This window comes from Pedomonas mirosovicensis, assembly GCF_022569295.1.
GTDB lineage: Bacteria > Pseudomonadota > Alphaproteobacteria > Sphingomonadales > Sphingomonadaceae > Pedomonas > Pedomonas mirosovicensis.
Map to the genome: position 1 here is coordinate 669,723 of NZ_JAKFIA010000001.1, position 26,225 is coordinate 695,947.

Sequence of the window (26,225 nt, forward strand, 5' to 3'; positions counted from 1 at the left end):
GAAGACGAGGCGCTCGGCAGCTTCATCGACGATTTCGCGGCGGAAACCGATATTCCCCCTCCATCGGCACGGTGGAGCGGCAGGTGGAGCTCTCCCGCCTGGTGCGCGCATGGCTCGCCACGCAAGGCCGCGCCGACACGCCCGCCGCCGAGGTGCACCGGCTGGCGGCGGCGCTTACCCGCACGCTCGACCAGCTCATTATCGAGCGGGTGGACCCCACCCAGCTTCGCGAAACTGTGCCGGACACGCTCGCCGAACACTGGCAGATGACGCTGGGCTTCCTCTCCATCGTGCTCGACGCCTGGCCACAGCATCTGGCCGAGCGCGGGCTGATCGACGCGACCGACCGGCGCAATCGCCTTCTGGAAGCCCTCACCCGCCGCTGGATGGACCGTCCGCCGGACCATCTGGTGGTGGCGGTGGGGTCCATCGGCTCCATTCCCGCAGCGAGCGACCTCTTGCGCGTTATCGCCCGTTTGCCGAACGGCATGGTGGTGCTGCCGGGGCTCGATCTGGAACTGGACGACGAGGCGTGGGATGCCGTCGACCCCCGCCACCCGCAGTGGGACCTGAAGCAGCTGCTCGACACCCTGGGCGTCGCCCGTGAGGAAGTGGAGCCGTGGCCGTGGGACGGCCATGCCGAACCCCACCGGGTGGAGGCCGCCCGCATCGCCATGCTGCCCGCCAGCGTCACCACCCGCTGGCGTCAGCTCCCCCGGCGGACAAGGCGCTGGAAGGGGTGAAGGTGATCGAGGCCGGGAACCCGGCCGAGGAAGCGCAGGTGATCGCGCTCGCCCTCCGGCAGGTGCTGGAGGAGCCGGGCCGCACCGCTGCCCTCGTAACACCGGACCGCAACCTTGCCCGGCGCGTCGCCGCCCTCATGCGCCGCTATGGGGTGGAGGTGGACGATTCCGCCGGTCGCCCGCTGGGTGTCACCCCGCCCGCCGTGTTCATGCGGCTGCTGGCGACCGCCTGCTTGCGGGAGTTCTCCGCCGTTTCGCTCTTGGCGCTGCTCAAGCACCCGCTCGCCTGCTCCCACGCCAACCGCGCGGCCCACCTGCACTCCGTGCGCGATCTCGACCGCCACGTGCTGCGCCGCCTGCGGGCCGCGCCGGGGATTGAGGGCATTGCCCGCGCCATCGACAGTTTGCAGAACGAAGGCAAGGACTTGGCCAAGATCGGCCGCGATCTGGCGCGCTGGTGGAAGGGCATTGCCGAAATCCTCCAGCCGTTTTCCGACCTGATGCATGCCGATCAGGTGGACGGCGAGGCCATGCTCGACGCTCACATCGAAGCCTCGCAGCGGCTGGTGGGCAACGGCGACCTGTGGCTGGGCGATGCGGGGCGGGAGCTGTCGAGCCGCCTCGGCGACCTCAAGCGCTGCGGCGAAAAGCTCGGCCGCTTCGCGCCGGAGGACTACCCGGCGCTGTTTACCGCGTGGATGGACGATGTGGTGGTGCGCCCGCATTACCGCACCCACCCGCGCCTTGCGATCTGGGGTCTGATGGAAGCGCGGCTCCAGCGCATGGACCTGATGATCCTCGCCGGTCTCAACGAGGGCGTGTGGCCCGGCCTGCCTGCGCCCGACCCATGGCTGAGCCCCGCCATCCGCCGCCAGCTGGGGCTTTGGACCGCCGAACGCCGCGTCGGCCAGAGCGCGCACGACTTTGCTCAGTTGCTCGGCAGCCCGCACGTGCTGCTCACCCGCGCCCGCAAGGACGGCTCGGCCCCCACCGTCCCCTCCCGCTTCTGGCTGCGGCTGGAGGCGACCGTCGGCGGCCTGCCGCACGACAAGGAACTGCTGGCGTACGCGCGCGGGCTCGATCACCCGCCCGCCGTGGTGCCCGCCGAACGGCCGCGTCCCGCCCCGCCGCTGGAAGCCCGCCCGCGCAAGCTCTCGGTGACGGAAGTGGAGACGCTGCTCACCGACCCTTACGTGTTCTACGCTCGCAAGATTTTGCGCCTGCGCCCGCTCGACCCGCTGGAGGCGGACCCGGACGCGGCCGAGCGCGGCACCCTCCTCCACAAGGCGCTCGAAAACTGGGCGCACAAGCAGATATTCGCCGCCGAGCATCTGCAGGCGGAAATGGAAGCCGTCTTGGCGGATATCTTCCGCCAGCCCCTCATCGCCAACCTGTGGCGGCCAAGGCTGGAGCGCATCTCCCGCTGGGTGGCGGAGCGGGTGCACGAGCGCATGGCGAACAACTGGACGCAAGCCGGCATCGAGGCCAGCGGCGAGGTCGAGGTGGCGGGCGTCATGCTGAAAGGCAAGGCGGACCGCGTCGAGCGCAATCAGGACGGCCTGCTCGCCATCATCGACTACAAGACCGGCGAGCCGCCCTCCCATGCCCAGCGCGAGGCGGGCTACGCGCCCCAGCTGCCGCTGCTCGCGCTGATCGCCGAGCACGGCGGCTTCAAGGAGCTGGGCGCGGCTAAGGCCGCCGACCTGCGCTACTGGAAGCTGAGCGGCGGCGCGACAGAGGGCAAGGACGTGGACGCGCTGATGTACGGCCGCAAGCCGTGGATTTCGGTTGAGGACTGGGTGGCGCTCTCCGTCGTGCGCTTGCGAGAAGCGGTGGCGGAGTATCTGGACGGCACGGCACCGTTCGTCGCCAAGCTGCACCCGGAGTATGCAAAGGGCCAAGATTACGACGTGCTCGCCCGCGTCGACGAATGGCTCGGCCGCAGCAACGGCCACGACACCGGCAATATCGGCCGCAGCATCGCGGCGGGAGACGACCATGGCCAGGGCTAGCTTCCGCCTCACGCCCGAACAGGCCTCGGCGGCGGACCCTACGGCTCCGGTGTGGGTGTCGGCCTCGGCCGGGTCCGGCAAGACGCAGGTGCTGACCGCCCGCGTGTTGCGCCTGCTGCTGCAGGACGTAAAACCGGAATCCATCCTCTGCATCACCTTCACCAAGGCGGCGGCCGCCGAAATGGCGACCCGCGTGTTCAAGGTGCTGGGCGACTGGGCGCGGGCGAGCGACGACCAGCTCCGTGCAGAATTTGAAGGCCTGGGCGAGATTCCGTCCCCCCAGCGTCTGGCGCGTGCCCGTACGCTGTTCGCCCGCTGCCTTGATGCGGAAGGCGGGCTGAAAATCCAGACCTTGCACGCCTTCGCCCAGTCTTTGCTTGCCAACTTTCCCTTGGAGGCGGGCATCGCGCCGGGCTTCTCGACGCTCGATGATCGCACGGCGGCGGAGGCTGTCCGCACCGTGATGACCGCCGAGCTTTCCCGCGCCGCGCGGCAGGGGGACCATCGCCTGCTGGAAGATGTGGCCTGCATTTCCGTCGCGGCGGGCGACCAGAAGTTCATGTCCATCGTCGGCGAACTCATCCGGCAGGGGCCGCGCATCCTCGCCTTTGCGGGGCAGGGCGGCATGCGGGGCATTGAGCCGCGCCTGCGGGCGCTGTTCAAGCTGCCGCGCGAGGGCACGCCGACCGACTGGCTGGCGAGCCGGCTGACCGACGACGAGATTGCAGCGCTAGAATTGCCGCGCCTTGCCGAAAGCTGGAAGCATGGCGCGGCGGGCGATCAGGACAAGGCGGCCCGCCTGCAACTCTGGCTGGCGCAGGAGGCGTATGATCGCGCCATCGGGTTCGATGCTTTCCGGGGCCTGTTCTTCAGCGAGTCCACCGGCAAGCCCTTCGCCAAGCTGGCCACCAAGGGCGCGATTACCTTCGATCCCGCCATCACGGAGGTGGCCGAGCAGGCCCTGAACCGCGTGGCGGAGCTGCAAGATACGGTCGCCCGCTTCCGCGCGGTGGATACGGCCGCCTGCTACCTGCGCTTCGGCTTCACGCTGGCCGCGGCGATGGATGCCTACAAGGCGAGAGTCGGCGCGCTCGGCTTCGATGACCTCATCGCCCGCGCCGCCCGGCTGCTCACCGCCGAGGGCGCGGCCCAGTGGGTGCGCTACAAGCTGGACATGTCCATCGACCACGTGCTGGTCGACGAGGCGCAGGACACCAACGCGGACCAGTGGGCGATCGTGCGCGCGCTGACCGAAGAGTTCTTCGCCGGGCTCGGCACGCACGAGCCGGGCCGCACGGTCTTTGCCGTGGGTGATCTCAAGCAGGCGATCTTCGGCTTCCAGGGGTCGGACCCCGCCACCTTCATCGAGGCGGAGCAGCGCTACGCGCAGGAGGCCGAAGCGGTGGGGGCGGAGCTGCGGCGCGTGCCGCTCGATCGCTCCTTCCGCTCGGTCGAGGCCGTGCTCAAGCTCGTGGATGCCGCCATCAACCAGCTGGGCCCACAGGCGCTGGGCATTCGCGAGGCGCACCCGCATGTCGCCTCTCGCGCCGGGCAGACCGGCATGGTCGCCCTCTGGCCCGCCATCGAGCCGACGGAGGCGGAGGAAGAAGAGGGCGAGAACGGCAACGGCTCCAACGGCGCTGCCGCCGAAATGGGCTGGCAGCCGCCCGCCGAGCGCAAGCTGGCCGAGAAAATCGCCCATCAGATCGCGGACTGGATTCGCAGCGGCGAGGAGCTGGAAGCGCGCCGCCGCCCGGTGCGCCCCGGCGATATTCTCGTGCTGGTGCGGAAACGCAGCGAGTTCGTGCGCGCCCTTGTGGCGGAACTGGCCCACCTGCGCGTGCCGGTGGCGGGCGTTGACCGCATGATGCTGGCCGTGCCCCTTGTGGTGCGGGACATCCTCTCCCTCATCCGCTTCGCCCTGCTGCCGGACGATGACCTGACGCTGGCCGAGGTGCTCAAGTCCCCCTTCATCGGCTGGGACGAGAGCCAACTGTTCGATCTGGCCCACGGGCGCGGCGAGGCCTCGTTGTGGACCGAACTGAAGCGCTGGGCCGAGACCGGCGAGACCAAGTCCGCCAAGGCCTACGACCGTCTGCACGACGTGCTGGCGATTGCGGACTGGGCCCCGCCTTACGAGTTTCTGGAAATCGTGCTCTCCGACCTCGGCGGGCGCAACCGGGCTTTGGGGCGCTTCGGCCCACAGGCGCGTGACCCGCTCGACATGCTGATGGAAGCGGCGCTGGCCTACGAGCGGGACTTCCCGCCCTCGCTGCAAGGCTTCCTCGACTGGCTGGAGCGCGGCGATATCGAGGTGAAGCGCGATCCCGAGGCCGCCCGCGACGAGGTGCGGGTGATGACCGTGCACGGCGCGAAGGGCTTGCAAGCGCCGATCGTCATTCTGGCGGACGCCTATGCGCTGCCGGACGAGAAGAACCCCATGGTGCCCATTTCGGCGCAGGAGGGGACGGTTCCCATCTGGTACGGCGGCAAGAGTTACGCCGTCGGGCCGGTCAGCCAGTCCATCGAGGCCATCCGCGAGAAACAGGCGCAGGAACACGCCCGCCTCCTCTACGTGGCCCTCACCCGCGCGGAGGACCGGCTGTATGTGGCCGGGTGGAAGCCGCGCCGGCAGATTACCCGCACGCTGACGCCGTGGTACGAAACCGTGGCCTCGGCGCTTGACGAGCTTGGCGCGCAACCACAGGATGATCCCCTGTGGCGCGACTATGGCGAGGTGCGCGCGTTCCGGCTGGAAGGGCCGAACGTCCACCTCGATCGGCCGGGCGAGGGGGATGTGGCTCCCGCGCTGGAACTGCCCGCCTGGGCCCGCTCACCCGCCGGGGCCGAGCCGCGCCCGCCGCGCCCGCTCGCTCCCAGCCAGGTGGCAACGGTGCCCGAGCCGCCCGCCGGCTCGCCGCTGGAAGCGGGCACGCCCGCCGCCCGGCGCGGCACGCTCATCCACCGGCTGCTGGAGCGGCTGCCCGTAACGCCCGAGGACGCGCGGGAAGAGGTCGCCCGCCGCTGGCTGGAGCGCTGCGCGGCCGACCTTACGTGGGAAGCGCGAGAGGAGATCATCGGCACCGTGCTCCGCACCCTGCGCGACCCCGACATCAACGCCCTGTTCGGCCCCGATGCGCTGGCGGAAATTCCGCTCTCGGCGGTGATCGAGGGCCGGGTGTTCTCCGGCCAGGTGGACCGGCTGATCGTGAAGGACGGAGTGGTGCTGGTCGTTGATATCAAGACCGGCGCGCAGGTGCCCGCCACTGCGGAGGAGACGCCGCTCGCCTATCTCCAGCAGATGGGGGCTTATCGGGCCGCGCTCACCCGCATGTTCGAGGGCAAGACCATCGAGGCCGCGTTGCTGTGGACGGCCGGTCCCACCTTGATGCCGCTTCCGGGGGCTTTGATGGAACAGGCGTTTGGGGCCATTGGTTCGTAAGCAGAGAACGCTGCGTCCGCGCAGCACATCGCTTGACCGGTATCTGGCCGATACCTACGTTGCATCATGAACCGACTGAAATGAACAGGTTTTGTGTCCGGCTTGCCCAGGAGAGTTTCCATGCCGTCGATCCATGTTACCGACGATTCGTTCGAGAATGATGTTCTGAAGTCCTCGAAGCCCGTGCTGGTGGACTTCTGGGCGACGTGGTGCGGCCCGTGCCGTCAGGTCGCGCCGATCCTTGAGGAGTTGGCGGACGAAATGGCAGGGCAGGTTACCGTCGCCAAGATCGATACGGACGCGAACCCGGAAGTGCCGACCCGCTTCGGTATTCGCGGTATCCCGACCCTGATTCTGTTCCGCGACGGCAAGCCCTATGCCACCAAGGTGGGTGCGGCGCCCAAGACCGCTCTCAAGGAGTGGCTGGAAGGCAACCTCGCCTGAGCGGGCAACCGACCAGACCAAGAGGGGCGGCTGAAAGGCCGCCCTTTTTGTTTGTGGATGCGAGGCGCAGGAGGGGGAAGTCCCTCCTGCAAAAAGCGTTGCGGTATTCTCACGCCCGCGAGGCCGGACGCGCCGAGACTGTCTCGAACCAGCGATGGATATGGGCGTGCTGTTCGCCCGGCGTTTCCTTGATCCAGCGGGCGAAGGTAAGTGTCACGAAGGCGGTGATGTCGGCGATGGTGAAGCGGTCACCCGCTACGTAGTCCGATTCGCCGAGGCGCTTGTCGAGCATATCGAAGAAGCGGTGGGTGAGCATCAGGCCGCGTTCCACCAGCGGAGCCAGCTGCTCGGTCGGCTCCGGGCAACCCGCCACGGACCGGTTGGCAAACACCGGCGTGCTGTTGCGGAAGGCCAGCGCCACGGAGGCGAGGCCGTCGAACTCCACGCGGCGCTGCCAGCAGTCGATCAGCGCCTTCTCCTTCGCATCCTGCCCCAGCAGGTTCGGCTCGGGATGAAGTTCCTCGAAGTAGCGGCAGATGGAGACCGATTCGTCGATCACCGTGCCGTCATCCAGCACCAGCGTTGGAATGAGGCCGCGCGGGTTGATGGCAAGATACTCCGGCTTCAGGTTCTCGCCGCTTGCCAGGTCGATCTGCTGCGTCTCGACCGTCATTCCCTTCTCTGCCAGAAACCAACGCACGCGCCGCGCATTGGGCGCTTTCTCCAGCTCGTAAAGCTTCATTGGCTTTCCTTTCCCCATGTCTGGTGATGGTGAGCCTAACCCGGCTGCGCGGAGGAATAAAGCGTGTATATGCAGGTATCGACCATTATTCCTTTTGGGTGGCTTTTCATAACGGAGGGCGCCGGTGGAAAATGCTCTGGCGTGCGGCAGGGGTTCGTGATAAGCGCCGCCAAAATTCATGCCCCTTTGGGATAAACGTTGATGATCCACCTGGCTGGCCCGCGTCTGGCGCTCCTCCGACGACAGTAAGTCGTCTCCTCTCCGCAGCCCGCTGCGGCTGCGGTCTGCCATGCCCTGTTTTTTGCCTGCCAGAAAGATCACAACCCTCAATGCACATTCGCCAGACGACGGCCGAAGACCGGCCGGAGATCGAACAGCTGCTGGACACCGCCTTCGGCCCGGACCGGCACCTTCGTACCGCCTACCGGCTGCGCGAGGGCTCGGCGCCAATCGATGCCCTCTGCTTCGTCGCGCGCCGCGAGGATGGCGAATGCAACGGCCACCTGTGCGCCACCATCGAGTTCTGGCCCATCGAGATCGCCTGCCGGAGCACCGGCGCGCGGCTCCCCGCCCTGCTGCTGGGCCCCATCGCCGTGGCGGAAGACTGCCGGGGCAAGGGCCTCGGCGGTGACCTCATCCGCCTCGGGCTGGTGGAGGCGCAAGCGCTCGGCCACACCCTCGTGCTGCTGGTGGGCGACCCGGAATATTACAGCCGCTTCGGCTTCTCCAACACCGCCACCGCCAACTGGGGCATGCCCGGCCCGGTTGAACAACGGCGGCTGATGGTACGGGCGAGCGACCCCTCGCTCACTCTGCCGGTTGAGGCGGACGTACAAGCCCCGCTGCGCGCGGCAGCGGAATAAGGCGTGTGCTCAGGAAGTGAGCTTTGCAGGGGGTCTATAACCCCCTGCGACCCCCATTCGTTTTTCGGGCCGCGTTTCCAGCGCCCACCTGGCACACATCCCAATAAAAAGAATTATCGGGCCGTGTCCTTCCTCCAGCGGGTGCGCCAGCATGACCGGGTGCGTCCCTGAAAACGAATGGGGTCGCAGGGGACCCAGGTCTCCTGCAAGAAATAAAAAATCTCTCAAAGAGAATTACCGTCGCCGTTCCGCGACCCATGCCACGCCGAGGGCGACGGCGAGCAGGCTCCACAGCACCAGCGGGGGAATCAGGGGTTCCTCGCGCACGCCCAGCAGCGCGCCGCCGCCGTTGCGGATGAGGCCGAGCCAGCTGCCGCCCGCCTGCGGGCGACCGGCCTCAAGGCGGCGGAGGGAGGGCGTGCCGTCCGCCAGCCAGAAGACGCCGCCGCCGGTTGCCTTTGCGAGGCTGGCGAGGGGTTCGGGGCGGGGGCGCACTTCCTGCCGCTCCGGCCCTGCGCCGACGAGGGCGAAGGTGCGCCGCTTGCCGCTCTCGATGCGGTAGAGGCCGGGCACGGGGGCGGGCACGGTGAGGTGGGCGAGGCCTTGGGCATCCACCTTGGGGTCGAGGCGCTGCGGCGCGCCTTGCGGCGGGGTGATGGTGACGGGTTCGGGCTCGGCCATGGAGCGCACCGTCACCTCCAGCCGGTCGCCACCGACGCCGCGGGCGGAGAGCTGTTCCTCCTCCAGGTCCGGCTCCTGCATCAGCCAGTGGACGAGGCGGGTGAGGAGCGCATCGCGCGGGCCGCCGCCATCAACTCCCCGGCCCCAACGCCACACGTCCAGCGCCAGCAGCACGCCGACCCGCCCGCGCCCCTGCCGGTCGATCACAAGGAGCGGCGCATTGCCGGGGCCAGAGAGCAGGGTGTGCCCGCGTGTGGCGGTTGCAGGCAGGCGGGTGCGCCAGCGGCCCCACGGGCGGCCAAGGCCCCATTCCTCCTCCAGCGTCGCGGTGATGGGGTGGCGCTTGCCCTCGCTTGTGACGGCGGCGCGGTAGGGCGTCGTCTCCCAGAAGCCGGTGGGCCGGGCGGGCAGCATCCGCCCGACGGAGGTGCTGCTGAGGCCGAAGGGGGCCTGATGCTCCGGCCCGGTGACGACGAGCAGCGCCCCGCCGCCCATCACATAGTCGCTGATGGCGTCGAAATAGGCGGGCGAGAGCAGGTCCAGCTGGTCGAAGCGGTCGAGCACGATGAGGTCGAACCGGCGCAGGCGCTGCTCGAACAGCTGCTCGACCGGGAAGGGGATGAGCGAGAGTTCTTCCGTCGGCGTCGGGTCGAAGGAGGAGGGCAGGCGCAGGATGGTGAAGTGCACCGTGTCCAGCGCCGCATCCAGCGTCAGGATATCCCGCCACATGCGGGTGGAAAGGCTCGGCGCGCCGGAGACCAGGAGCACCGCCAGCCGGTCGCGCACGCCGTTGAGGCGCACGAGCGCGGCGTTGTTGGCGATCACCTGCTCGCCGGGGGCGGGGGGCACGCTGGCGGTGACGATGGCAGGCCCGCGCCGGGCCATCTTGATGGCGAGGCGGGCGCGACCCTTGGCATCCGTCGCCACCGGCTGCTGGGGCTGGCCGTCGATGCTCCAGTTGACCGGCAGGCCCGCCGGGCCGCCTTCCACCCGCACGGTGACGTGGGCGATCTGCCCGACGACCGCGTAGGGCGGGCTGGCTTCCACCACCATGCGGCGGTCGACCATGTTGCGGTCCCCCGCCAGCAGCACGTGCACCGGCTTGCCCTCGGGCAGCACGGGCGGCTGTTCCTTGCCCACAATGCCGTCGCTGATAACGACCGCGCCCGCCAGCCGGTCGGCCGAGGTCTGGCCGATGGCGCGGCCGATCTCGTCCATCAGCCCGGTGCCGCCATTGGCGAGGGGCCGCCCTTCGGTTTCCACCACCCGCCAGCGCAGGTCGGGGCCGCTGGCCTCGCGCAGGGCCTTGAGCGCGGCGGCGGCCTCGGCCCGGCGGTTGCCGATGTTCATGCTGTCGGAAGTGTCCACCACCGCCACCGCGATGTCGGGCTCGGCGCGGCGCTCCTCGATACGGGTAATGGGGCGGGCGAGAATGGCAAAGGCGATGACGGCGACAAGAAGGCGCGCCGCGCCTGTCAGCCAGCGCCGCCGCCACAGGGCAACGAGGCCGGGCAGCGCCAGCAGGACGACCAGCAGCCACAGCGCCCATGCAGGAATGAGGGAATCGAGCGCCAGCGCGGTCATCTGTGGCGCTCCGGCAGGCGGTCGAGAATGGCCTTCACGTGCACCTGGTCCGCCTTGTAGGTGCCGGTGAGCGCATACATGACGAGGTTCACGCCGAAGCGCAGCGCCCACTCGCGCTGGCGGGCGTTGATGTCCTGATGGCTGGCCCAGGCGCCGGCCCAGTCCGCGCTGCCCATGACGACGGCGGCCACCGCGCCGTCACTGCCGCCTTCGGTGCCCGCTTCCACCCATACGGTTTGCCCCTGCACCCGGCCGGGGTAGCGGTCGAGCAGGTAGAAGCTGCGGGCGAGCACGTGGTCGGAGGTGAGCGGTTCGAGCCGCGGCAGGCCGAGCGGCTGGAGCACCTGCCGCACGATCCCAGGCGGGGGCGGGTTTGCGCCGAGATCGACCACCAGCAGGCCGCCGCTCGACAGGTAGGCGCTGAGCCGCGCCGCCGCCTCGGGCGAGAGCGGGCGCGCGCCCGCGCCCCCACCCGTCACCGGCCAGTAGATGAGGGCGAGCGGGCCCAGCTCGTCCTTCTCCAGATTGACGGCAACCGGGGCCCCCGCGCGCACGGCGGTGCGGGTGCCGAGCACCCTGGTCAGAACATCGAGCCCGGTGCGGGCGAGGCTGTCGGCGGCCGGGTTGCCGGTCGTCACGTAGCCGAGCTGCACCGGGTCCACCGCTGCCGCCGGGATTTCATCGGCGGGAGCCTGGCGCGGCACCAGCGGCGGCAGAATCTGGGCATGGCCGGTTTGCGGTATGGCGAGTACGCCTGCCAGCAGCGCCAGCGCGGCGATGGCGGCGGTTGCGGTCGTCCGCTTGCCCGGCCAGCGGAACGGCAGCGCCTTGCCGAGGCTGAGGAAGCCGTCGATAACCGCCAGCAGCAGCCCAAGGATGAGCAGGGGCGTGGCGAGGTCAACGGGCGCGCGTGCGCCCGTGCCGGTGGAAACCGGCAGGCCCGCGGCATCCGCCAGCGGCTCGAAGCGGAACAGGGGACTGATGGGGCCGTTGCCCCGCATCAGGTTGAGCACGCGGCTGACGCCCCCGGCGCGGTAGAGGCCGGGCGGGGTTTGGGGGCTGGCGGTGGCGGCCTCCCAGTCTTGCGGGCTTACCTGCCGGGGCTGGCGCGGGTTTACCAGCATGCCTTCGGCATCCAGCGCGGTTTCCAGCGCGAAGCTGCCCTGCGGCGCACCGGAAGGCTGGCTGGCGCGGCCCACCAGCGGCAGGAAGCGGCGCAGCATCTGCTCGAACAGGCCGGAGAGCGGCAGGTTGGTCCAGCGCGGGTCCGCATTGGCGTGCACCATCACCAACGCGCCCGCGCCGACAGCACGGGCCGTCACCAGCGGCGTGCCGTCCTCCAGCCAGGCCCAGCGCATCAGGCCGGGGGCGGAGGGGTCGGCCACCAGCACCTGCCGGGTGATGGTGACTTCGGGGTCGATGGAAAGGCCGGCTAGCGGGCCGTCCGTGGCGAAGCCGCCTAATTTTTGCGGCTTGTCCCACGACAGGCGGGTGCCGACGGCACGGGTGCCGGTGAGCAGCGGGCCGGGGGCAAGTTCGGTGCCGTTCTGGGCGATGCGGGGCCCGGCAAAGGTGATGGCGATGCCGCCCTCGCGCACCCAGCGCATCATCGCCGCTGCCTGATCCTGCCCCGTCACCGGCAGGTCGAGGAAGACGCGCAGGTTCGCCTCGTGGCTCAGCATATCCTCCAGCGGCACGGCATCCACATCGGCATAGGGCTCCAGCGCCCGGCGCACGTAGAAGGCTGCCGATTGCAGCGGGCGCGGCTCACCCCGCCGCTCGCCGGAGAGGACGGCGACGCGCGGGTGAAGCGTTGCGGCGTCGATGAGCGCGGTGGTGGCGGCGGAGCGGCTCTCGCTCACCGTCAGGCGGCTGATGCGCGCCAAGTCTCCCACCGCCACGTTGAGGCGCACGGTGGCGCTGGTTTCGCCCGCCGGGAAGGTGACGAGCGTTTCGGCGCGCGGGCGGCCGCTCGTGTCGACGGCGGTCAGCCGCGCCGTCTCGGCGGGCAACCCTTCGGGGCGCACCAGCTGCACGCGCCAGCCGCCCGCCGTGCCGTCGAACTGGCGGATGGCAAGCATCCGCGCGGGCACGATGACCAGCCGCGCCGGGCCCAGCGCTTCCAGCACCGCGCCCAGCCGCCCGGCCCCTTCAGTGTCCCAGCCGGTCGTGATCCACAGGGTTTCATCGGCGCTGCCAGGGGCGAAGCGGGCCAGCTGGCGGGCCGTCGCCTCCCGGTCGGCGGGCCAGGGCTGGGGCGCAAGCTGGGCGAGCAGGGCAAGGGCGGTGCGCGGCGTCACCCAGTTGGGGGCAGGCGGCACGCCGTTCGGCCAGCCTCCGGCCGGGGCGGCGGTCGTCACCAGCGCGACGCGCGCGGCCTCTCCCTCCAGCGCCTCGATGCGATTGCGCGCCGCCGATATCATCTCCTGCCAGCCGGGGGCGGCCTGCCAGCCGTTGTCCAGCACCAACAGCAGCCGGTCAGGGCTCGGGGCATTGGGTGTCGGGTCCCAGCGCGGCCCGGCAAGGCCCAGCAGCAGGGCGGTGAGCGCCCCTAGCCGTAGCGCCAGCAGCCACCACGGCGGGCGGGCCTGCGGCGGCGGCTCCTCCACCACGGGTCCCAGCAGGCGCACGGCGGGAAACACCACGCGCTGGGTGGGCGGCGGCAGGCGACGGATCAGCCACCACAGCAACGGCAGGGCGGCAAGCCCGGCGAGCACCGCAGGCGCAGCAAGGGATAGGGGACCAAGGGAGATCATCGCCGGGGCGGACCTCCCGCGATGTGTGTGGCCCCAATGCGCGCCGCGATGCTTGCCAATCCGTCCTGCAGCGGCGCGTCGGTGCGAAGGAGAAGGCTCTGCCAGCCGATAGCGCGGGCGGCGGTCTCCACGGCGGCCACGTGGGCGCTCCATGCCTCGCGGTAGCGGGCGCGGGTGTCCTCGCTGGCGTCGATGAGGCGCGGCTCGGTATCCGGCGCAACGTCCCGCAGCTCGACGCGTCCTTCGAAGGGAAAGTCGATCTCGGCCGGGTCGGCGATTTGCACCGCGAGGCCGCCCGCCCCCTGCGCCGCGAGCGCGGCAAGGGCAGGCAGCCGGTCCGGCTCCAGGAAATCGCTGAGGATGACCACCGTGTCCCCCGGCGCAGCCAAGGTGCCGGTGGGCGCGCTGTGCATGGGCCCCGCGGGCTCGGCCGCCAGCAGTTCGGCGACGGCGCGGGCGCGGGCCGGGCGCGCGGCGGAAAGCGCGGCGCAGGCCTCGCCCGCCGCCTCGGCGCTCAGCGCAAGGGCTGCCGCCAGCACCAGCGCCCGCTCGCGCTTGGTGGGCACGCGGCGCGCGCTCGCATAGTCCATGGTGGGGGAGGGGTCGGCCCACAGGGCGAGGCGGGCGGGCAATTCCCGCTCGTGGGTGCGAACATAAAGCGAGTCGCTGCGGCCTGAGCGCCGCCAGTCCACCCGGTCCACCGCCTCTCCGGGCTCAAGCGGGCGGTATTGCCAGAACTCGCTGCCCTGCCCGGCGCGGCGGCGCGGGTGCTGGCCCTGCTGCCAGCTGGGGCGGCCCAGCTCCGGGCGCAGCAGTGAAAGCGGGCCGAGCAGGCTGGCCGCCCGTTCGGCCTCGGGCCAGAGGGTGTTGATACCGGGTGCTTGTCGAGGCTGGTCTGCCGCCATGAGGGCCGGTCAGGCGTCCAGCAGCGGAACGACGCCGTTGATGACGTCCGCCGTCGTCAGGCCCCGCGCCCGCCCGCCGTAGGTAAGCGCGATGCGGTGGCCGAGCGCCGGGTGCAGCAGCGCCTCCACGTCCTCCAGCAGCGGCACGGTGCGGCCCATCAGGAAGGCCCGCGCCTTTGCGCCCGCCAGCAGCGCCTGTGCGGCGCGGGGGCCTGCGCCCCAGGCGATGTCCGGCCGCTCGGGGCCGGGGCGGGTGGCGCGCACCACGCGCAGGATGCTCTCCACCACCTGTTCCGGCACCGGGATGCGGCGGATGAGCTGTTGTGCCTCCAGCAGCTCCTCGGGCGAGAACAGCACCGGCGGCGCTTCCTCAAGGCCGGAGGTGGTGGCGAGCAGAATGGCCCGCTCGTCGTCGAGGCCGGGGTAATCGATGCGGATCTCGAACAGGAAGCGGTCAAGCTGGGCTTCCGGCAGGGGGTAGGTGCCTTCCTGCTCGATGGGGTTTTGGGTGGCCAGCACATGGTAGGGCTGGGGCAGCGTGTAGCGCTGGCCCGCCACCGTCACCTGCATTTCCTGCATGGCCTCAAGCAGCGCGGACTGGGTGCGCGGGCTGGCGCGGTTGATCTCGTCCGCCATCAAAAGCTGGCAGAACACCGGGCCGTGGACGAAGCGGAAGGCGCGGCTGCCCTCGCTCGTCGTCTCCAGCACTTCCGAGCCCAGAATGTCCGTCGGCATCAGATCGGGCGTGAACTGCACGCGCCGGGTATCCAGCCCCAGCACCGTGCCCAGCGTCTTCACCAGCCGGGTTTTGGCGAGGCCCGGCACGCCCACCAGAAGGGCGTGGCCGCCCGCCAGCAGGGTGATGAGCGTCAGGTCGACGACGCTGCGCTGGCCGATGATGACGGTCTCGACAGCCTGCCGCGCGGCCAGCATCCGGTTGGCCAGCTCGGCCAGCCGGCGTTCCGCCTGCGCGTCGGCGTTCGGGGTTCCCTGGGCGAACTGATTGAGCATCCACGCGGTTCCAACAAGAGGACAAGTTCTTATATAAGAGCGATGTTAACGACTGGCCATAACCAAGCAGCGTGAGACGATCCATGGCGGGCCTTGATACCGTGCAGCCGGGTCAATCCCTTGCAGATATTGCCCGCCTTCTGGCGGACAAGCGGCTGCCGCCTGTCGAACGCTGGAATCCGCCGTACTGCGGCGCCATCGACATGGTGATTAAACGCGATGGCAGCTGGTTGTATCTGGGCTCGCCCATCGGCCGGCATGCGCTGGTGAAACTGTTCTCCACCGTGCTCCGCCGCGATGAGGACGGCCGGTACTATCTGGTGACGCCGGTCGAAAAACTGCAAATCACGGTTGAGGATGCTCCCTTTGTGGCGGTGGAACTGGTGAGCGAGGGCAAAGGCGGGCAGCGCCGCCTCGGCTTCCGGCTCAACACCGATGATTACGTCATTGCGGGGCCGAACAACCGCCTGCGGGTTGAGGTGGACGGAAAAACCGGCGAACCGCGCCCCTACATCCATGTGCGGCGCGGGCTGGAGGCGCTCATCAACCGCCCGGTGTTCTACGAGTTGGTGAGCCTTGCCATGGAGGAAGGCGGCGAGACGGGCACGCTTGGCCTGTGGAGCGACGGCGTGTTCTTCCCGCTTGGAGACACTGGCGGGGGCGAGATCGGAGAAGGCGGATCGTGACGCCGCCCGTCCCCGTTCCCCTGAACCTATCGATCGAGGCGGTGCGCCAGCGCCTGACGCGCCATCATGCCGAGGGTTGCGGCGTCTCCCACCGCAGCGACGATGACCTCAACCCCGGCGTGGTCTTCCCGCTGGCGGCAAGCGCCCTCAAACCGGCGGCGGTGCTCATTCCCATCATCGACCGGCCGGAAGGGCCCACCGTGCTGCTCACCCAGCGGGTGACGACGCTGCGGGCCCACGCCGGGCAGATCGCCTTTCCCGGCGGGCGGCTCGACGGGCCGGAGGAAACACCCGTTCAGGCGGCGCTGCGCGAGGCCTTCGAGGAAGTGGGGCTGGAGCCGCACCGGGTGGAGGTGATCGCCACGCTGGATTGCTACCGCACCCGCACCGGCTATGCCATCACGCCGGTCGTCGGCATCGTGCAGCCGGGCTTCACGCTTGCCCTCCACGCGGTCGAGGTGGCGGACGCCTTCGAGGTGCCGCTGGCCTTCCTCATCGACCCCGAGCGGCGGGTGCGCGATTCTGCTCCTCCATCAGGGTGTGCCCCGTTTCTTCTATGCAATCCCCTATGGCGAGCGTTACATCTGGGGTGCAACCGCCGGTATCATCGTCAATCTGGCCGATGTGTTGCTGGCGCACGAGAAAACGGAGCAAGGAGCGACTGCGTGATCTGGGTTATTCGCCTTTGCCTGTTCTTCCTGCCGTTCCTGCTGTTCTGGGCCTGGCTGCGCTGGAGCGGGCGGCTTTCGGGCCCGCGCAAGCTCGGCCTGTTCGCGCTGGTGACCGGGCTGCTCGTCGCCACGCTGCTCGGCTTCGGGCTGGCGGCCAGCCTCACCGAATCCGGCGCGCCGGGCGACCGCTACATCCCGGCTCATGAGGAAAACGGCAAGATCGTCCAGGGCCGCTTCGAGAAACCTGGGGAAGAGTAAGGCCCATGATCCGTCTGCCCCACCAGTCCTGGCAGGACAGCCAGGGTCTCCAGCGCGTGCTGCTCGCGCTGGAGGCGGAAGCCGGCGCCGCGCGCATCGTTGGCGGCGCGGTGCGCGACACCCTGCTCGGCCTGCCGGTGCAGGATGTGGACCTCGCCACCCGCTTCGCGCCCCAAGAGGTGATCCGCCGTCTGGAATCGGCAGGCATCAAGGCCATCCCCACCGGCATCGAGCACGGCACCATCACGGCGGTCTCCAATCACCAGCCGTTCGAGATCACCACCCTGCGCCGCGATGTCTCGACCGACGGCAGGCGCGCGACCGTCGCCTTCACCGAGGACTGGAAGGAAGACGCCGCCCGGCGCGACTTCACCATCAACGCCCTCTATGCCAACCCGCTGACCGGCGAGATCTTCGACTATTTCGGCGGCCTTGCGGACCTCGAGGCGCGACGGGTGCGCTTCATTGGCCAGCCGCTGGAGCGCATCGCCGAGGATCACTTGCAGAATCCTGCGCTTCTTCCGCTTCCACGCCCGCTTCGGCCGGGGCGCGCCCGACCCGGAGAGCTTCGAGGCCTGTGTTGCCCGCGCCAACGACCTCATGGCCCTCTCGCGCGAGCGCATCCGCGAGGAGGTGCTGCGCTTGCTCGCCACTACCGATCCCGCGCCGACGGTCGACCTCATGGTGCGCCACGGCGTGTTCACGCCCGTGCTGCCGGAGCTGACGGCAGAAGGGCTGGCGGGCCTTGCCGGCCTCGTGGTGGTGGAGCGCGCGCTCGGTGATGCTGATGCCCTGCGCCGCCTTGCCCAGCTGCTGCCCCCGGCGGCCGACCTGCTGGATGACATCGGCCGTCGCCTGCGCCTCTCCAACCTTGAGCGCAAGCGGCTGGTGGCCATGGCCGAGCGCCGGTTCGAAATTCCCGCCACCCGGCAGCAGGCCGAAGCCGCCATCTACCGGCTGGGGGCCGAAACCTTCATCGACCGGATGGTGCTGCAACTGGCCGCGCAGGTAGGCGAAATCGGGGCCGAGCCCACGCCCAACGCCGAGGCCGAGGCCGCCGCGCAAGGCGCCGACAGCCTCATTCACGTAGCCGCCCACTGGGCCGGGCTGGCCCGCAGCTACGCCCCGCCGCGCCTGCCGCTCTCCGGCAACGACCTGATGGAACTGGGCATCCCCAAGGGGCCGGATATCGCCCGCACCATGGGCATTGTCCGCGAACGCTGGATCGACGCCGGCTTCCCGCAGGAACGCGACACCGTGCTCGGCCTCGCTCGCGCCGTCCTCGCCGACCACCCGCCGCAGGGCGAGGCGCTGGGCTGAGGGACTGGTCCTCTGGTTTTCGGGTTTTTAGAGCGGTTTACAATCAGTTTGCAGGATGATGCGAGGGGCTTACCCCTCGCGCTCCCATTCGGTTATCGGGCCGCGCGGGTGGCAACCGGTTGGCACTTGTGTTCGTAAAGTCGTTTATTTGAATGAGCTTAAGGGGAAGCTTCGCGCTTCGTGCGTGCTGCGGAAGGAATTTCGATGATGACCAAACCCGATGCCCACGAGGTCTGGTTCCGCGCGAAGGTGCGAGAAGCGCTGGCCGATACGCGGCCTCCACTTCCTCACCAACAGGTTATGGATGAAGCGCAAGCGCTGATCGGCAGAAAGCGCCGGGCGCGCTCCTGAGAGTTTCGACCATCCAGACCGCACTCGCCTTTTCCAGCGCGCGGGGCGCGTCATGCAGGGCGCGGCCCTTTCAACGAATCGGGGATCGTAAGGGGGTCTGAGACCCCCTTACATTCTTAGTCGTGTGCCTCCGCGCACGGGAGGGGCTGCGCCCCCTTGCGTTAATCCATGGAGACGCTTTAACCGCCCAGCCCGAACTGGGCGGCGGTGAAGTGGTAGCTTTCGCTGGAGGGGAAGGCGGCCAGCGCCGTGAGGGAGTCGGCGGTCATGCGGATGTGCCATGTGCCGGAGATGGCGGGCTGGCGGTCGCGCAGGGCGTCGGGCGTCAGGGCGGCGACGTTGATGCCGCCGGGGTCGCGTCTTGAGGCGTAGCGCAGCAGCTTGAGGCCTCCGGCGCGGGCGGCTTCGCCGAGAAGCTGGCAGCCTTCGTAGTGGTTGGGCTCGGCCCAGAGGCGCGGGTCGGTGTCGTGGGGCGGCCGGGTCAGGTCGAGTGCGTCGGGCGTGGCGACGGTGACGCTGAAGGCGGTGTGTTCGATGACGGTGCGCGGGGCCAGGACGCCGGGCGAGCGGGCGAGAAAGGCCAGCCGGTGGTAGGCGATTTCCGCCAGCGCGGTTTTGATCTGCTCGGCGGCATAGAAGATGCCTTCGCGGGTGCGGGCGCGGCGGAAGCGGGAGGCGACGGTGTGGCCGTAGCGGAAGGGGGTCGCCAGCAGGAAGTGCAGCCCGGCGCAGGCGGCGGGCATGAGGGGCTTTACCTCTTCGACGAGGTTTTCCAGCAGGGCCTGATCTTCGCGGTTTTCGGCCAGCCGGTTGGTGGAGATGCGGTGCTGTCCCTCGACGACGCGCCACACCATGGCGCGGTAGGGCCGCGCCTCAGATGCGAGCGCGGAAGGCGTCCACATAATCGCAAACGGTCACGAGGCCATGAACGGTGCCGAGCAGCCGGATGGGGGCGGCTTGCAGGTCGAGGTTGTGCGTTGCCAGCCACGAGCGGGCGGCTGCGTCGTCGCTGCCCATCAGGGCATCGAGGCTTCGGAACAGGCGCACCAGATATTGCGCCAACTCGAAACTTTTGGTGCCGCGCTTCAGCGTGAGGCGACCGTTGCGAAGGCGGGAGACGGTGGAATCGGAGAGGCCGAGAATTTCGCCCAGCTGTTCGTTGCCGAAGGCCCAGAACTCGGCCACCTTCGTCACCGCGCGGGTGAGGGCTTGTTCCTCCCGCGCCGTTGTGTCGGTCGGGGAGGCGGGCGCGGTATCCATCGCCGGAGCTGGGTGCATGGCTTCATTCTCCAGAATGAGAGAGAAGCATACCATTCAATAGAATGAACAGCAAGCGAAGCCCGGCGCTGGGCCGGGCGGCCGCACGGGCCGCCTGCCTCACAGCTCCGGCAGCGGTTCGTCCACCGTTTGCTTGAGCGAGCGGATGGCGTTGGAGAGGCGCTTGGCGGTCTCCGGGCTGGTGAGCGGCGGCTCGATGCGGTTGATGTTGGCCGGCTCGGGGGTGAGGTCCGCATTGCTTGCCAGCGGGGTGATGGTCTGGCTGACATCGCGCATCCGCTCGGCCAGCGCGATGAACCGCTCCACCGTCTCGCGGCTGGCCTTGGCGGCAACGGCCATCTGCTCGGCGGCCTGGCGGATGGAATCAGCGCCGCCCGCCTCCTTGGTGATGAGGTCGAGCGCCTGCTGGGTCGCATCGCGGGTCTGGCGTACCTGCTCGGTCACGCTCTCCACCGCCGTCTGGGTGAGGGCCTTGAGTTCGGCCGAAAGGGCGCGGAATTCGCCCAGCGCCGTATCCGCATGCTCGGCCTGCTGCTGTTGCAGGGTTTGCAGGGTCGTGGCGTAGGTCTCGGCCACCTGCGCGGCCTGGGCCTCGCGGGCGGCCGCCAGCCGGGCCTCGGTCTGGGTGAGGGCCTCCAAGAGAGCCCCGGCGCTGCCCTCCAGCGCGGCCATGGTCTTCTCCAGCGCGGCGGCGCGGCTGCCGGTCGCCTTCTCCAGCTGCTTGAGGAAGCGGGCGCAAGCTTCCTCGATGCCCGCCTGGGTGGTGCGGGCCTGCGCGTCCGCCAGCTTCTCGGCCGTGGCGGTCAGCGCCTCGGACACCGGCGCCAGCGCTTCCGCCAGCCGGTGTTCCAGCCGATGGGAGGCGCCGCCCAGCACGCGGGCGCGGGTAATGGCGATCAGCCGGTCCAGCCGGGCGGCCACGGCCCCGCCGGTCAGCCAGTAGAGCAGCGCCGCGAAGAACGCGCCCGCTGCCGAGATGATGAGGCAACCCAGCGCCAGCGTGCCGCCCGTGGGCGTGGGCAGGTCGAGCACGTCGTACAGCGCGCCCTCGATGCCGCCCGCCAGGCTGGTGGCGTGCGTCGGGCCGTTGATGAGCGCGATGCCCGCGATCAGCACGCCCAGCCCCAGCGCCGCCAGCGGCAGCAGGCGAAAAAACCAGGCGTCCGCATACTGGTTGAGGAGCGCATGCCCGCGCCCCTGCTCGGGCAGGGCGGAGGCAACGCCGCCGTCGCCGGTCGGCAGGGGCACGAGGTTGCCGCCCAGGCGGTCGTTGAGGGCGTCGAACTCCATCTGGCCGGGCTCCAGCGCGTCTTCCAGCACCGTGCCGATGCGGCCATCGAGCGCGACCAGCGGGATGGTCCAGCCAATGAGCATCCACGCCAGCGTGCCCAGCGCCACGCCCAGGCTGGTCATGACCAGCGGCTCGGCCAGCGGTGCGCCGAAGAAGGCGGAGGCCAGCCCGGCGTCGGAAGACAGGGCAGCCACCTTGTCGCCCGCACCCACGGCAATGGCGACGATCAGGGCAGCTGCCGCCAGACCGATCCAGAATGCAACCTTGTTGACCATGGCTCAGCCCCCCAAGCTTCCCTGCTCCGATTGCGCGTCATACCTTTGGAACGCGCATCCTGTTCCGATCAGAACGTGTGTCCCGATCGCACATCTTGACCAATTACGTCCGCTGGCAAGGGCCAGCCCTCAGGCGGCCAGCTTACGCGCGGCCCCTGACGTCAGCCGTTCGTACACCGGCACGTAGTTGTCCACCGTTCTGGCCCAGCTTTTCTCTTGCGTCACGTAGCGCCGGGCGATCTCCCGCCGCTCTTCCCACCTTTCCGGGTGGGCGAGCAGATCCAGCACGCTGGTGGCCAGGGCCTTCGGATCGTCCGCCCGGAACAGCGCGCCGGTTTCGCCATCCGTAATCAGCTCGCGGTGGCCACCCACATCCGAAGCGGCGACCAGCTTGCCCTCGGCCATCGCCTCCAGCGGTTTCAGCGGCGTTACCAGCTCGGTCAGGCGCATCCGCTTGCGCGGGTAAACCAGCACGTCGACAAGGCTGTAATAGCGGTCCACCTCCCCATGCGGCACCCGGCCGGTGAAATGCACATGCCCCTCAAGCCCCAGCGCCTTCGCCTGGGCCCTGAGGCTTGCGTCCATCGGCCCGCCGCCCACCAGCAAGAGGTGCAGCTTCGGCCGGGCCGCGATCATTTCTGGCATGGCGGCCAGCAGCACATCCAGCCCCTCGTAGTCGTAGAAGGAGCCGATGAAGCCAATGATATCAGCCGACTGGAGGCCAAGCTGGGCGGCAAGCGCCTCGTCGCGCGGGCGTCCCAAGGTGAACTGTTCCGCATCGACCGCATTGGGCACGTGGAACAGCTTGTCCGCCGCGATGCCCCGTTTCCGCAGGTCATCGAGCAGGCCGTGGCAGATGGCTCCCACCGCATCGGCCTGGCTCGCCGCGCGGGTCTCCAGCCAGCGGGTGGCGTGGTAGCGGGGGCTGCCCTCCCGCGTGGTGCCGTGGGAGGCGGCGGCGTCCTCCCAGAAGGCGCGGATTTCATAAACCCACGGAAGGCCAAAGCGCTTCGCCACCCGCTGCGCGGGAATGGCGTTCAGCACCGGCGAGTGGGCGTGGAGGATGTCCGGCCGGGTCTCTTCCACCAGTTCGGCCAGCTTGCGCGTGGTGGCGTTCACCTCCGCCATTTCCCGCAGCACCGGCAGCTTCGCCGCCATCCCGCCGATGGGTGGGGTGCGGTGGAACAGGAGGCCGTCCGCCTCCTCCGGGTCCGGGCCGGGCTTGATATGGCGGGGCGTGGTCAGGTGCATGGTCTGCCACCCGCGGCGGTTCTGCTCCCGCAGGATGGACCGGCTGCGAAACGTGTAGCCGCTGTGCAGCGGAAGCGAGTGGTCGAAGACGTGCAGGATACGCATGGTGGGAAGCGGCAACCTCCGGCTTGGGCGTTGCGCCCGTTATACGGCTGGGGCATCTCGCCCGTTGTAGCTCATGGTTCATCGCACAGAAAGATAGCGCGTCTTCTCCCATGCGTTCAGGCCAGTGCAAAGAATTTATTCCAAAGTTGCCCTGCGCTTTTTACGGGTTATCTCAGGCTGCGGGCTTGATCGACCCAAGGGCAGGTTGATAAGGAAAACCGTCGAGCCGGATTAACTTTGCGAGTGCGGCACCCAGGTGGAGAACGACGCCATCCTAGAAACCACCGTAACGGAACCGGCGCCGCCGTTCGAGTCCGCGCGTCGCCGCGTCCTGCTCGTCACCGGCTTTTTCCCGCCACTGGCCCCGTCTGCCTCCACCCGCGCGCCGACGCTCGCGCGCTATTGGATGGACCGGGGCTATGACGTGCGCGTGCTGGCGGCCCACAATCCGGGCAAGCCGCAGGTGCTCAGCCACAGCCTGCCGGACGAGGCGGTGCGGTTCGTGCCCTTCCCCGAGGTGAAGGCGCTGCGCGACGTGCTGGCCTATCATCTCTCGGGGCGCATTCCCTCCGTTGAGGGCGTCGCCGGCGTGGCGGCAGGGGGAGGCTCGGGGTCCCGGTCCGAGGCGAAGTCCGGCCCGCGCCTGCGCGGCCTGCCGTTCCGCCAGCTGCTGGCGGACCTCTACTGGGACCTGATGTTCATTCCCGACAAGCACCTGTTCTGGGTGGAGACCGGCACCCGCGCCGGGCTGGAGTGGACAAAGGGATGGAAGCCGGACCTCATCTATTCCAGCGGGCCGCCCCATTCCGGGCATCTCATCGCCGCCCGCCTTGCCCAGTCGCTGAGCGCGCCGTGGGTCGCGGAGCTGCGCGACGAGTGGGCGGGCAACCCTTACGGCCTTGAGAGCTGGCTGCGCTCGTTCCTCGAGAAGCGGCTGGAGCAGCGGGTGTTGGGCCAGGCGCAGGCGCTGGTGGCGCTCACCGCCACCACCCGCCAGACGCTGATGAACGCCTACGGCAAGCCCACCATCCTCTCGATGAACGGCTACGATCCGGCGGACTTCGCGGGGCTGGAGAATGTTGCCCCGCTCGATCCCGCCAGGCTCACCATCATGCATGCCGGCTCCATCTACATCGGCAAGCGCGATCCCTCGTCGCTGTTCGCGGCAACAGCGAAGCTGGGCGATCTCAAGGACCGGGTGAGCCTGCTGTTCTATGGCGAGCAGGCGGATTCGCTGCAGGCCCTCGCCCGCAAATACGGGGTGGAGGCGCAGGTGACCATCTCGCCGCCCATCCCGCGCAATCAGGTGCTGGAGCTGGAGCGGCGGACGGACGTGCTGCTGCTTTGCCGCTGGGACAACCCGGCGGACGATGGCATCATCCCCGGCAAGCTGTTCGAGTACATCGGGGCGGAGCGGCCAATTCTGGCGATCGGCTCGGAGACCGGCGAGGCGGCGGACATCGTGCGCGAGGGCGGCTTCGGCGTTGTCTCCAACAACCCGGACGTGCTGGCGGCGCAGCTGCGGGAGTGGATCGCCCGGAAGGACGCGCAGCCGCGTCTGCCTGATGTGAAAAGCCCCCACAAGCAGCGTTTTACCCGCAGTGGGCAGTTCGAGTTGCTGGACCAATTTGTCTCCGAAAATATCTTGTAGGAAAGGCGCTGCGCGAAGCGCGGCATTTTTCGGGGTTTAATCCTGCATGACTGTTTTTGCTGGTGTGTTCCGTCATGATCGCCAGCCGATCGACGAGGGCTGGCGGCGCTTGCTCACCCGCGCCCTGTCGCGCGACCCGAGGGACGTGGCGCAGGTCGTTAACCGGCCGGGGCTGCTGCTGGCCAAGGTGGATATCGGCGTCTTCGGCGAACCGGCGTTCATCGATGAGGGCCATGGGGCCGTCGGCGCGGGCGAGCCGCTGGTCAGCGGGCCGCCCGCCGCGCCGCGCCAGCAGGATCTGGAGACGCTGCTGCGCGCCCACGTGAAGGGCGATGCCACGGCCTTCTCGCAAGCGCGGGGCACCTATGCCGCTGCGCTCTATGATCTCGGATCGCACCGGCTCTGCCTTGCCAACGACCGGCTTGGCGTTCGCACCCTTTACTATACGCAGGTGGGCGGCTGCGTGGTCTTCGCCACGGCCCTCAGGATTTTGGATGCCCTGCCGTTCGTGCCGAAGCGGGTGGACAACGGCGCTGTGCACGAGTGGGTGACCATCCACTACTGTTTCGAGAATCGCACGCCCTATCAGGGCATCTACATGCTGCGTGGCGGCGAGCGGCTGCTGGCGGACGGCAACGGCGTTCGTGTCGTCACCGACTGGGCGTGGGACAAGGTGCCCGATGACCGGCCGGTCACGCCCGAGGCGGTGGATGAGCTTTACCAGCTGTTCCGCGAGGCGGTTGACCTGCGGCTCCGCGGTGATACGGCCGCGCGCGCCCAGCTTTCGGGCGGGCTCGACTCCCGCATGATCGTCACCGAGCTGCGCCGGCGCAACGTGGACGTGCGAACCCTCACGCTCACCTGGCCGCGCTCGCTCGATGCCGTGCTGGCGGAGCAGTACGCCGCAAGGCTTGGCGCGCGCCACTTTATGGCCGAGGTGCCGCGCCCCATGCCGCACGACATCAGCTATTACACCGATCAGGTGTACCGGGAAAACGCGGCCTTCCGCGATGTGCCGGGCGCGCGGCCCGGCCTCGTCTGGGCGGGGGACGGCGGCAGCGTCTGCCTCGGCTATGTCAACACCACCCCGGCGCTTGTCGAGGCGCTGCGGGCCGGGCGCTACAACGAGGCGGCGCGCATCCATGTGGAGCGCAAGTTCATGCGCCTGCGCTCGACCTTGCTCAAGCGCGAGGAGCGTGAGCGGTTCAACAGCTACTTCGAGTCTCGCATCGCGGACATTCTCCGCAGTTACGGCGGGCGCGATCCCGGCCGGGCGGTGCAGTGGTTCATGCTGACGACGCAGGAGCGTTTTCAGGTCACCGGTCTTTACGAGAACATCGACCTGCGGCGCTTCGAATATGTGATGCCGCTGTTCGACACCAAGCTGGCCGCCGCCTTCCAGCGCTTCCCGCTGGATGAGTGCATGGGCCACAAGCTCTACGACAAGTGGATGGATCGCTTTCCCGCCGTGGTGCGCTCCGTGCCCTGGCAGGCCTATGCCGGGCATATTGCCTCGCCCCTGCCGCTGCCGGACGCCGACATCCAGTGGAAGCCCCTCAGCGCCGACTACCACGCCCAGCAGCGGCGCACGGCGCTGGCCCGCTACCGCTCGGTGCGCGAGGCCGGGCTCGGCCGCCCGCCGTTCATCCGGCCGGAGGTGGAGCTGGCGGCCCTCATGTTCACCAAGCTCGGGCACAGCAAGCTGGCTTATCTGCTCGATTCCGCCAGCGCCTACCGCGCCTGGTGGTCCGCCCGCAGCGACTTGTAAATGGCGCGTGTTGGATGGGCTGTTGTGCTCGTAAAGCGCGAATGGCCCGTAATCGGCTTTAAACGCCCGTACAGAGGTTTTTGCCTATTTCGGCTAGGGTGGTAGCGGGCAAGCTTGGAATCGCGCTGTAAAGTGCC

20 protein-coding genes and 2 pseudogenes are annotated in these 26,225 nt (G+C 69.2%); 13 read left to right on the forward strand and 9 right to left on the reverse strand.

Going from position 1 to position 26,225, the window contains the following annotated elements:
• Nucleotides 1-83: 83 nt before the first annotated feature.
• The 4 genes from L0C21_RS03130 (at nucleotide 84) to trxA (ending at nucleotide 6,641) form a co-directional block, all read left to right on the forward strand.
• A complete protein-coding gene (locus L0C21_RS03130; RefSeq protein WP_259276977.1) occupies nucleotides 84-743 on the forward strand; it encodes a PD-(D/E)XK nuclease family protein in 660 nt (219 codons plus the stop codon).
• 2 nt (nucleotides 744-745) lie between these two features.
• Nucleotides 746-2,755 carry a double-strand break repair protein AddB gene (gene addB / locus L0C21_RS03135; RefSeq protein WP_259276978.1) on the forward strand — a complete coding sequence of 670 codons (2,010 nt, stop codon included), beginning with the start codon at nucleotides 746-748 and terminating at the stop codon, nucleotides 2,753-2,755.
• Nucleotides 2,742-6,197 carry a double-strand break repair helicase AddA gene (gene addA / locus L0C21_RS03140; RefSeq protein ID WP_259276979.1) on the forward strand — a complete coding sequence of 1,152 codons (3,456 nt, stop codon included), beginning with the start codon at nucleotides 2,742-2,744 and terminating at the stop codon, nucleotides 6,195-6,197. Before addB ends, addA begins: the two co-directional genes overlap by 14 nt.
• 120 nt (nucleotides 6,198-6,317) lie before the next feature.
• A complete protein-coding gene (gene trxA, locus L0C21_RS03145) occupies nucleotides 6,318-6,641 on the forward strand; it encodes a thioredoxin TrxA (protein WP_259276980.1) in 324 nt (107 codons plus the stop codon).
• Nucleotides 6,642-6,750: 109 nt separating this feature from the next.
• Here trxA and L0C21_RS03150 read toward each other — a convergent pair whose 3' ends face one another.
• Nucleotides 6,751-7,383 carry a glutathione S-transferase family protein gene (locus tag L0C21_RS03150; protein ID WP_259276981.1) on the reverse strand — a complete coding sequence of 211 codons (633 nt, stop codon included), beginning with the start codon at nucleotides 7,381-7,383 and terminating at the stop codon, nucleotides 6,751-6,753.
• 329 nt (nucleotides 7,384-7,712) lie between these two features.
• Between L0C21_RS03150 and L0C21_RS03155 the strand changes: the two genes are divergently transcribed.
• A complete protein-coding gene (locus tag L0C21_RS03155) occupies nucleotides 7,713-8,246 on the forward strand; it encodes a GNAT family N-acetyltransferase (protein ID WP_259276982.1) in 534 nt (177 codons plus the stop codon).
• Between the two features lie 234 nt (nucleotides 8,247-8,480).
• On the opposite strand, the gene L0C21_RS03160 is transcribed toward L0C21_RS03155, so the two are convergent.
• Genes L0C21_RS03160 through L0C21_RS03175 form a run of 4 tightly spaced genes read right to left on the reverse strand, consistent with a single transcriptional unit; the run spans nucleotide 8,481 to nucleotide 15,183 of the window.
• On the reverse strand, nucleotides 8,481-10,511 hold the full coding sequence (locus tag L0C21_RS03160; RefSeq protein ID WP_259276983.1) for an Ig-like domain-containing protein: 2,031 nt from the start codon (nucleotides 10,509-10,511) through the stop codon (nucleotides 8,481-8,483).
• Nucleotides 10,508-13,267, reverse strand: coding sequence for a DUF4159 domain-containing protein (locus L0C21_RS03165; RefSeq protein WP_259276984.1), 2,760 nt, complete (start codon nucleotides 13,265-13,267; stop codon nucleotides 10,508-10,510). Before L0C21_RS03165 ends, L0C21_RS03160 begins: the two co-directional genes overlap by 4 nt.
• The gene (locus tag L0C21_RS03170; protein WP_259276985.1) at nucleotides 13,264-14,172 is read right to left on the reverse strand and encodes a DUF58 domain-containing protein; all 909 of its coding nucleotides are present in this window, start codon (nucleotides 14,170-14,172) and stop codon (nucleotides 13,264-13,266) included. Before L0C21_RS03170 ends, L0C21_RS03165 begins: the two co-directional genes overlap by 4 nt.
• Nucleotides 14,173-14,181: 9 nt before the next feature.
• On the reverse strand, nucleotides 14,182-15,183 hold the full coding sequence (locus L0C21_RS03175) for an AAA family ATPase (protein ID WP_259276986.1): 1,002 nt from the start codon (nucleotides 15,181-15,183) through the stop codon (nucleotides 14,182-14,184).
• Nucleotides 15,184-15,266: 83 nt separating this feature from the next.
• Here L0C21_RS03175 and L0C21_RS03180 point away from each other — a divergent pair, with 83 nt between their 5' ends.
• From L0C21_RS03180 to L0C21_RS03195, 6 genes and pseudogenes are all read left to right on the forward strand, one after another.
• Nucleotides 15,267-15,869, forward strand: a complete 603-nt coding sequence (locus L0C21_RS03180) for a DUF1285 domain-containing protein (RefSeq protein WP_259276987.1) — start codon at nucleotides 15,267-15,269, stop codon at nucleotides 15,867-15,869.
• Nucleotides 15,866-16,798, forward strand: a complete 933-nt coding sequence (locus tag L0C21_RS03185; protein ID WP_259276988.1) for an NUDIX domain-containing protein — start codon at nucleotides 15,866-15,868, stop codon at nucleotides 16,796-16,798. Before L0C21_RS03180 ends, L0C21_RS03185 begins: the two co-directional genes overlap by 4 nt.
• A gap of 5 nt (nucleotides 16,799-16,803) precedes the next feature.
• Nucleotides 16,804-17,199, forward strand: a pseudogene (locus tag L0C21_RS17020) (CCA tRNA nucleotidyltransferase); the annotation flags it as partial.
• Nucleotides 17,200-17,398: 199 nt separating this feature from the next.
• Nucleotides 17,399-17,467: pseudogene (locus tag L0C21_RS17025) on the forward strand (hypothetical protein); the annotation flags it as partial.
• A 27-nt stretch (nucleotides 17,468-17,494) separates the two neighbouring features.
• Entirely contained in the window at nucleotides 17,495-18,118 is a 624-nt protein-coding gene (locus L0C21_RS17030) for a tRNA nucleotidyltransferase/poly(A) polymerase family protein (protein ID WP_310593389.1), read from the forward strand.
• Nucleotides 18,119-18,322: 204 nt separating this feature from the next.
• On the forward strand, nucleotides 18,323-18,469 hold the full coding sequence (locus L0C21_RS03195; protein WP_259276989.1) for an antitoxin PaaA2 family protein: 147 nt from the start codon (nucleotides 18,323-18,325) through the stop codon (nucleotides 18,467-18,469).
• Nucleotides 18,470-18,648: 179 nt separating this feature from the next.
• Here L0C21_RS03195 and L0C21_RS03200 read toward each other — a convergent pair whose 3' ends face one another.
• From L0C21_RS03200 to L0C21_RS03215, 4 genes are all read right to left on the reverse strand, one after another.
• The gene (locus L0C21_RS03200) at nucleotides 18,649-19,371 is read right to left on the reverse strand and encodes an RES family NAD+ phosphorylase (protein ID WP_259276990.1); all 723 of its coding nucleotides are present in this window, start codon (nucleotides 19,369-19,371) and stop codon (nucleotides 18,649-18,651) included.
• Entirely contained in the window at nucleotides 19,343-19,747 is a 405-nt protein-coding gene (locus L0C21_RS03205; RefSeq protein ID WP_259276991.1) for an MbcA/ParS/Xre antitoxin family protein, read from the reverse strand. The genes L0C21_RS03200 and L0C21_RS03205 overlap by 29 nt, the downstream gene beginning before the upstream one ends.
• 99 nt (nucleotides 19,748-19,846) lie before the next feature.
• Nucleotides 19,847-21,313 (reverse strand): coiled-coil domain-containing protein, encoded by a 1,467-nt coding sequence (locus tag L0C21_RS03210; RefSeq protein ID WP_259276992.1) that lies wholly within the window; start codon nucleotides 21,311-21,313, stop codon nucleotides 19,847-19,849.
• Nucleotides 21,314-21,442: 129 nt separating this feature from the next.
• A complete protein-coding gene (locus L0C21_RS03215; RefSeq protein WP_259276993.1) occupies nucleotides 21,443-22,669 on the reverse strand; it encodes a TIGR04063 family PEP-CTERM/XrtA system glycosyltransferase in 1,227 nt (408 codons plus the stop codon).
• A gap of 256 nt (nucleotides 22,670-22,925) precedes the next feature.
• On the opposite strand from L0C21_RS03215, the gene L0C21_RS03220 reads away from it, so the two are divergent.
• Nucleotides 22,926-24,320 carry a glycosyltransferase gene (locus L0C21_RS03220; RefSeq protein ID WP_259276994.1) on the forward strand — a complete coding sequence of 465 codons (1,395 nt, stop codon included), beginning with the start codon at nucleotides 22,926-22,928 and terminating at the stop codon, nucleotides 24,318-24,320.
• A 46-nt stretch (nucleotides 24,321-24,366) separates the two neighbouring features.
• Complete coding sequence (locus tag L0C21_RS03225; protein WP_259276995.1) at nucleotides 24,367-26,088, forward strand: asparagine synthase-related protein; 1,722 nt, start codon at nucleotides 24,367-24,369, stop codon at nucleotides 26,086-26,088.
• Nucleotides 26,089-26,225 lie beyond the last annotated feature (137 nt).